Source organism: Serratia sp. CY40230, assembly GCF_052168835.1.
Classification (GTDB): domain Bacteria; phylum Pseudomonadota; class Gammaproteobacteria; order Enterobacterales; family Enterobacteriaceae; genus Serratia; species Serratia nematodiphila.
Genome location: NZ_JBJNLX010000006.1, coordinates 279,398 through 285,610, shown reverse-complemented (window position 1 = coordinate 285,610; position 6,213 = coordinate 279,398). Strand labels below are relative to the sequence as shown.

General features: G+C 60.7%; 6 protein-coding genes. 2 read left to right on the top strand and 4 right to left on the bottom strand.

Annotated features, from left to right (window positions below; all coding sequences use genetic code 11):
- Nucleotides 1-161 precede the first annotated feature (161 nt).
- Together ACJ8IJ_RS21545 and mdtD are read left to right on the top strand one after the other, a co-directional pair.
- Nucleotides 162-851, top strand: a complete 690-nt coding sequence (locus tag ACJ8IJ_RS21545) for a FadR/GntR family transcriptional regulator (protein ID WP_004933751.1) — start codon at nt 162-164, stop codon at nt 849-851.
- Between the two features lie 67 nt (nt 852-918).
- On the top strand, nt 919-2,334 hold the full coding sequence (gene mdtD, locus ACJ8IJ_RS21540) for a multidrug transporter subunit MdtD (protein ID WP_004933752.1): 1,416 nt from the start codon (nt 919-921) through the stop codon (nt 2,332-2,334).
- Here mdtD and rbsR read toward each other — a convergent pair.
- The 4 genes from rbsR to rbsC form a co-directional block, all read right to left on the bottom strand.
- Nucleotides 2,331-3,332: a ribose operon transcriptional repressor RbsR gene (gene rbsR / locus ACJ8IJ_RS21535; protein ID WP_442518857.1), complete on the bottom strand. Its 1,002-nt coding sequence runs from the start codon at nt 3,330-3,332 to the stop codon at nt 2,331-2,333. The genes mdtD and rbsR overlap by 4 nt on opposite strands.
- 4 nt (nt 3,333-3,336) lie before the next feature.
- Nucleotides 3,337-4,263, bottom strand: a complete 927-nt coding sequence (rbsK, locus tag ACJ8IJ_RS21530) for a ribokinase (RefSeq protein WP_004933758.1) — start codon at nt 4,261-4,263, stop codon at nt 3,337-3,339.
- A gap of 64 nt (nt 4,264-4,327) precedes the next feature.
- Nucleotides 4,328-5,215 carry a ribose ABC transporter substrate-binding protein RbsB gene (gene rbsB / locus ACJ8IJ_RS21525; protein ID WP_004933760.1) on the bottom strand — a complete coding sequence of 296 codons (888 nt, stop codon included), beginning with the start codon at nt 5,213-5,215 and terminating at the stop codon, nt 4,328-4,330.
- Between the two features lie 24 nt (nt 5,216-5,239).
- Complete coding sequence (gene rbsC, locus ACJ8IJ_RS21520) at nt 5,240-6,208, bottom strand: ribose ABC transporter permease (RefSeq protein WP_033652333.1); 969 nt, start codon at nt 6,206-6,208, stop codon at nt 5,240-5,242.
- Between the last annotated feature and the right edge of the window lie 5 nt (nt 6,209-6,213).

Genomic DNA, 6,213 nt, shown 5'->3' with positions numbered 1-6,213 from the left:
AGCCGCAACCCCTAATTGCAAAAAACTTTTCAAGCGCGGTTTTTTTCAACAAAAGGGCGAAAAAGCGGCGAATTAATGTCACTTTTTCAGGCAAACAGCCATAAAAGCTGGCGATCACTGGAGTAAAATAGAAATAACGATGTCAGTAAGGACCCGCAGCCATGCCGTTAAATGCACAACAACAGGCCGCCCAACGCAATCTTTCTTATCTGCTTGCAGAAAAACTCGGCCAACAAATTCTGGCAGGCGATTATCAGGCCGGCAGCATCCTGCCTGGTGAAATGGAACTGGGCGAGCAATTCGGCGTCAGCCGCACCGCGGTGCGCGAAGCGGTAAAGATGTTAGCCGCCAAAGGCATGTTGTTGCCGCGCCCGCGCATTGGCACCCGCGTGATGCCGCAAAGCCAATGGAATTTCCTCGATCAAGATTTACTGACCTGGTGGATGACGCGGGAAAACTTCGATCAGGTGATGCAACACTTCCTTATCTTGCGCACCTCGCTGGAGCCGCAGGCCTGCGCGTTGGCGGCAAACCACGCCAGCCCGCAACAAACCAAGTTGCTGGCGGGGCTGATGGCGGAAATGCGCGCGCTGCATACCCAGTTTGATCGCGAGCGTTGGATCCAGGTCGATACCCAATTCCACCAGCTTATCTACGAGGCCAGCGGCAACCCGTTCCTGACCTCGTTCGCCAACCTGTTCAGTTCGGTGTACCAAAGCTACTTCCGCGCCATCACCGGCAATGAAGTGATCAAGCTGCGCCATCATCAGGCTATCGTCGATGCGATACTCGCCGGAGACAGCGCAGGCGCGCTCGTCGCCTGCCAGGTACTGCTGAAAGAGAAAGACTAGACACGCTCCCCGCTTATATATAGAAGAAAGAGACGAGGGACAGACGACCATTTAACCAGGACCGACCATGACCCAATCCGCGCGCAGTATGGCAGGACTACCGTGGATCGCCGCAATGGCGTTCTTTATGCAGGCGCTGGACGCCACTATCCTCAACACCGCGCTGCCGGCGATCGCCCAAAGCCTGGGGCGTTCGCCGCTGGCGATGCAATCGGCCGTCATCAGCTACACGCTGACGGTGGCGATGCTGATCCCGGTCAGCGGCTGGCTGGCGGATCGCTTCGGCACTCGACGGATATTTATCTTCGCCGTCACGTTATTCACCCTCGGTTCGCTGCTGTGCGCCTTGTCTCCTACGTTGAGCGTGCTGGTCGCCTCTCGCGTGCTGCAGGGCATCGGCGGCGCGATGATGATGCCGGTCGCGCGGCTGGCGCTGCTGCGCGCCTACCCGCGCAGCGAACTGTTGCCGGTGCTGAACTTCGTCACCATGCCCGGCCTGGTCGGGCCGATTCTCGGGCCGCTGCTGGGCGGCTGGCTGGTAACCTACGCCACCTGGCACTGGATTTTCCTGATCAATATCCCTATCGGTCTGCTCGGCATCTTCTATGCACGCAAATACATGCCGGACTTCACCACGCCCAAACGCCGCTTCGATTTCCTTGGCTTTATGCTGTTCGGCCTGAGTCTGGTGCTGATCTCTACCGGGCTGGAGCTGTTTGGCGAGCGGGTGCTGGCCAGCTACGTTTCACTGGGCATTCTGCTCAGCGGCTTCGTCATGCTGTTCGGCTACATCGCGCACGCCCGCCGTCATCCTCAGCCGCTGATCGGTCTCGACCTGTTCAAAACCCGCACCTTCTCGGTTGGCATCGCCGGTAACGTCGCCTCCAGGTTGGGCACCGGCTGCGTGCCGTTTTTAATGCCGCTCATGCTGCAGGTGGGCTTCGGCTACACGGCGATCGTCGCCGGTTGCATGATGGCGCCGACCGCCATCGGCTCGCTGATGGCGAAATCCACCGTCACTCAGGTGCTGCGCTGGTTTGGCTACCGCAAAACGCTGGTCGGCATCACCGTTATCATCGGGGTGCTGATCGCCCAGTTTGCCCTGCAAAGCCCGGGCATGCCGCTGTGGCTGATGATCCTGCCGCTGTTCGTGCTGGGCATGGCGATGTCCACCCAGTTCACCGCCATGAACACCATCAGCCTGGCGGATTTGAACGACGCCAACGCCAGCGCCGGCAACAGCGTCCTGGCGGTCACCCAACAACTGTCCATCAGCTTCGGCGTGGCGATCAGCGCGGCGGTGCTGCGTTTTTACGAATCCCTGTCGTTAGGCACCATGATCGACCACTTCCATTACACCTTTATCACCATGGGGATAGTCACCGTGGCGTCGGCGCTGGTGTTTATGTTGCTGAGAAGGAAAGATGGCCGCAATTTGATCAGCGGCCAGGAAAGCAAGAAAGAAGCGAAGGCGACGAGTTAACGGCGGCCCACCGAGGCGCGCTCCACCAGCTCGGGCGTCAGCACCAGCACCTGGGGCGCGCGCTCCGGGTTCTGCAGGCGGTTGATCAGCGCATCGATCGCCAATTCGCCCAGCGAATCCTTCGGTTGATGAATGGTGCTCAACGGCGGCGCCAGATAACGCGCCAGCTCAATATCATCGTACCCCATCACCGCCATATCCTGCGGCACGGAAAGCCCAGCCTGATACAGCGCCTGATAAACGCCTACCGCCACCGCGTCGTTGCCGGCGAACACCGCATGCGGCGGCTCTTCCAGCGCCAGCAGTTGGCGCATGGCGTTCACGCCGCCCTCAAACTCAAAGTCGCAATGCACTTCATACCCTGTCGGAACCAGTAATCCGGCGCGCCGCATCGCGTTGCGATAGCCTTCCAGCCGGTGACGGGCGGTGGTTTTATCCTGCGGGCCGGCGATGCAGGCGATCTTGCGGTAGCCGCGGGCGATCAGATGATCGGTCGCCATCTCGCCGCCCAGCAGCGAGTTATCCTGAATAATATCGTTCGCGCCCTCGAACGGCGCCCAGTCCATCATCACGATCGGCAATGACGGGTAGCGACTCAGGGCATCCTGAGATGGCCGGTGATTTTCGGTGCACATCAACAGCAAACCGTCGACGCGCTTTTGCAGCAGCGTCTCCATGCTGCGGTTCATGCGCGCGGCATCTTCTTCGGTATTGCACAGGATCAGGCTGTAGCCACGTTCATAGCAGCTGCGCTCCACGCCGCGCACCACTTCGGCATAAAACGGGTTGTTGCTGGCGGTCACCAGCATGCCGATGGTGCGGGTTTGATTAAGCTTCAGGCTGCGCGCCAGCGCAGAAGGCGCATAGTTCAACTGTTCCACGGCCGCCATGACCTTGTCGCGCACGCTGTCGCTGACAAAGCGATTGTTGTTGACCACATGCGAAACGGTAGAGGTTGAAACGCCCGCCAGGCGGGCGACATCTTTCATGGTGGCCAAAGGATCACCCCTGCTGCTGCAAGAAGGCGTCGATCTCTTCGCGCCACGGCACCGAAGGCTGCGCGCCGGGGCGGGTTACGGCGATCGCCGCCGCCGCATGGGCGAAACGCACCGCGTCGGCCATGCTGTTGCCTTCCAACAGGGCGGTCACCAGCGCACCGTTAAAGGTATCGCCGGCGGCGATGGTATCCACCGCTTGCACTTTGAAGCCGGGCACCCGTTTGCCGTTGCCGTTTTCGCTCAGCCACACGCCGCGGCTGCCGAGGGTGATGATCACCGTCGCGATGCCCTTGTCGTGCAGCGCCTGCGCCGCGCGCGCCGCATCGGCGTCGTTGTCCACAGCGATGCCGGTCAGGCGCTGCGCTTCGGTTTCATTCGGGGTGATCATATCGATCATGCCCAGCAGCTCGTCCGGCAGCTCGCGCGCCGGGGCCGGGTTGAGGATCACCTGCGTTTGATGTTGCTTCGCCAGGCGGGCGGCGGCGATCACCGTCTCCAGCGGCGACTCCAGCTGCATCAGCAGAGCGTCGGCGTCGATCACTTTTTGCCGGTAGCGCGCCAGGTAATCCGGCGTCACCGCGGCGTTGGCGCCGGCATCGATGCCGATCACGTTCTCGCCCTCGGCGTTGACGAAGATCAGCGCCACGCCGGTGGTGCTGTCGGCGATGGCTTCAATCGGTTGAGTATCAATGCGATCGCTCGCCAGCTGCCGGCGGATACGCTCGCCGATATCGTCGGCACCTACGCAGGCGATAAAGGCGATCTCCGCCCCGCTGCGCCCGGCCGCCACCGCCTGATTCGCGCCCTTGCCGCCAAACGCCACCTTATACTGCTTCCCGATCACCGTTTCGCCCGGGTGGGGGAACTGTTCAATATTGAGGATATGATCGGCATTGATGCTGCCCAGAACCACCAGCTTACCTGTTTCCATCGCATTGATTCCTGAAGAATTGCGCGCCATCGAAAACGCCCTGTCCCGATGGCGCTGGTATGACTTACTGAGTGACCAGTTTCAAATCCACCGGGATGGTCGCCGGCACTTTTTCGCCTTTTAGCACCTTATCGGCGGTTTCCACGCCGATCACGCCGATCTGATCGGGACGCTGCGCCACGGTCGCCGCCAGCTTGCCGCCTTCGACCGCTTTCACGCCGTCGGCGGTGCCGTCGAAGCCTACCACGATCACGTCGGTTTTACCGGCGGTTTGCAACGCGCGCAGCGCGCCCAACGCCATTTCATCGTTTTGGGCGAACACCGCCTGCACATCCGGATGCGCAGTCAGCAGGTTCTGCATCACGTTCAGGCCCTTGGTGCGATCGAAATCGGCCGGCTGGCTGGCCAGCAGTTTGAATTTATTCTGATCCAGCGACTGTTTGAAGCCTTCGCCGCGTTCACGCGCGGCGGAAGTGCCGGCGATGCCTTCCAGCTGAATCACTTTGGCATCGGCACCTGCTTTTTTGGCGATGAAGTCACCGGCCATTTTACCGCCCACGCGGTTGTCCGAGGCAATGTGGCTCACCACGTCGCCCTTGCTCGCCACGCGGTCCAGCGTGATGACCGGGATCTTAGCCTGGTTGGCCATCTTGATGGCGTTGCCCACCGCATCGGAGTCGGTCGGGTTGATCAGCAGCAGCTTAGGCGCCCGCACCATCAGATCCTGCACGTTGGCCAGCTCTTTCGCCGGGTTGTTCTGGGAGTCCAGCACCACCAGATTGTAGCCCAGCTTATTGGCCTCTTGCTGCGCCCCATCCTTCATCGAGACGAAGAACGGGTTGTTGAGAGTGGACACCACCAGCGCGATGGTCTCTTTGGCCATGGCATTGGCGCTCAGGGTGGCGCTCAGCGCGATGGCGGAGGCTAAGGTTGCCAGTTTTTTCATTTTCATCATCGTGATTCCTGTAGGGGGAGGTTACTTGTTGCTTTTGTTATCTACCAGAACCGCCAGCAGTATCACCACTGCCTTCACGATCATTTGGTAGTAGGAAGAAACACCCAGTAAATTCAGGCCGTTGTTCAGAAAACCGAGGATCAGCGCCCCGATCAGCGTGCCGACGATGCGCCCCTTGCCGCCGGCCAGGCTGGTGCCGCCCAGCACCACGGCGGCGATGGCGTCCAGTTCATAGCCGGTGCCGGCGGTCGGCTGTGCCGACGACAGGCGCGCCACTTCGATCACCCCCGCCAGCGCCGCCAGCAGGCCGCACAGCGAGTAGACGATAATCTTCACTTTATCGACGCTGATGCCGGACAGACGTGTCGCCGCTTCATTGCCGCCCAGGGCATAAATATAGCGGCCCAGGCGCGTATGGTGCAGCATATACCAGGCGGCGATGAACACGATCGCCATGATCCAGATCGGCGTAGGCACACCCAGCGGACGGCCGATGCCGAACCAACCAAAGGTGTCGGCCACGTCGGTGAAACCGGTATTGATCGGGCTGCCGTTGGTGTACACCATGGTGACGCCGCGCAGCAGCAGCATCATCACCAGCGTAGCGATAAAGGCTTGCACCTTGCCTTTGGCGACGATCACCCCGGTGCAGGCGCCAATCGCGGCGCCCAGCGCCAAGGCCGCCGCCACCGCCACCAGCGCGTTGACCTCAAAGCCGACGATCGACGCCGCCACCGCGCCGGTCAGGGCCAGCAGCGAGCCCACCGACAGATCGATGCCGGACGTGAGGATCACCAGCGTCATCCCCACCGCCATGATGGCGTTGACCGAGGTCTGCTGCAGAATATTGAACAGGTTGTTCAGGGTGAAGAAGTTCGGGCTCATGGAAGAGACCACGGCGATCAGCACCAGCAGCGCAATCAACGACTTCTGCTCTAACAGCCATTCTTTACTGAACCAGCGCTTAGCTGCGATAGTCTGGGAACTCATATCTG

Coding starts and splice junctions, on each gene's coding strand:
- rbsB (WP_004933760.1), bottom strand. CDS start 5,215: ATGAAAATGAAAAAACTGGCAACCTTAGCCTCCGCCATCGCGCTGAGC.
- mdtD (WP_004933752.1), top strand. CDS start 919: ATGACCCAATCCGCGCGCAGTATGGCAGGACTACCGTGGATCGCCGCA.
- ACJ8IJ_RS21545 (WP_004933751.1), top strand. CDS start 162: ATGCCGTTAAATGCACAACAACAGGCCGCCCAACGCAATCTTTCTTAT.
- rbsK (WP_004933758.1), bottom strand. CDS start 4,263: ATGGAAACAGGTAAGCTGGTGGTTCTGGGCAGCATCAATGCCGATCAT.
- rbsC (WP_033652333.1), bottom strand. CDS start 6,208: ATGAGTTCCCAGACTATCGCAGCTAAGCGCTGGTTCAGTAAAGAATGG.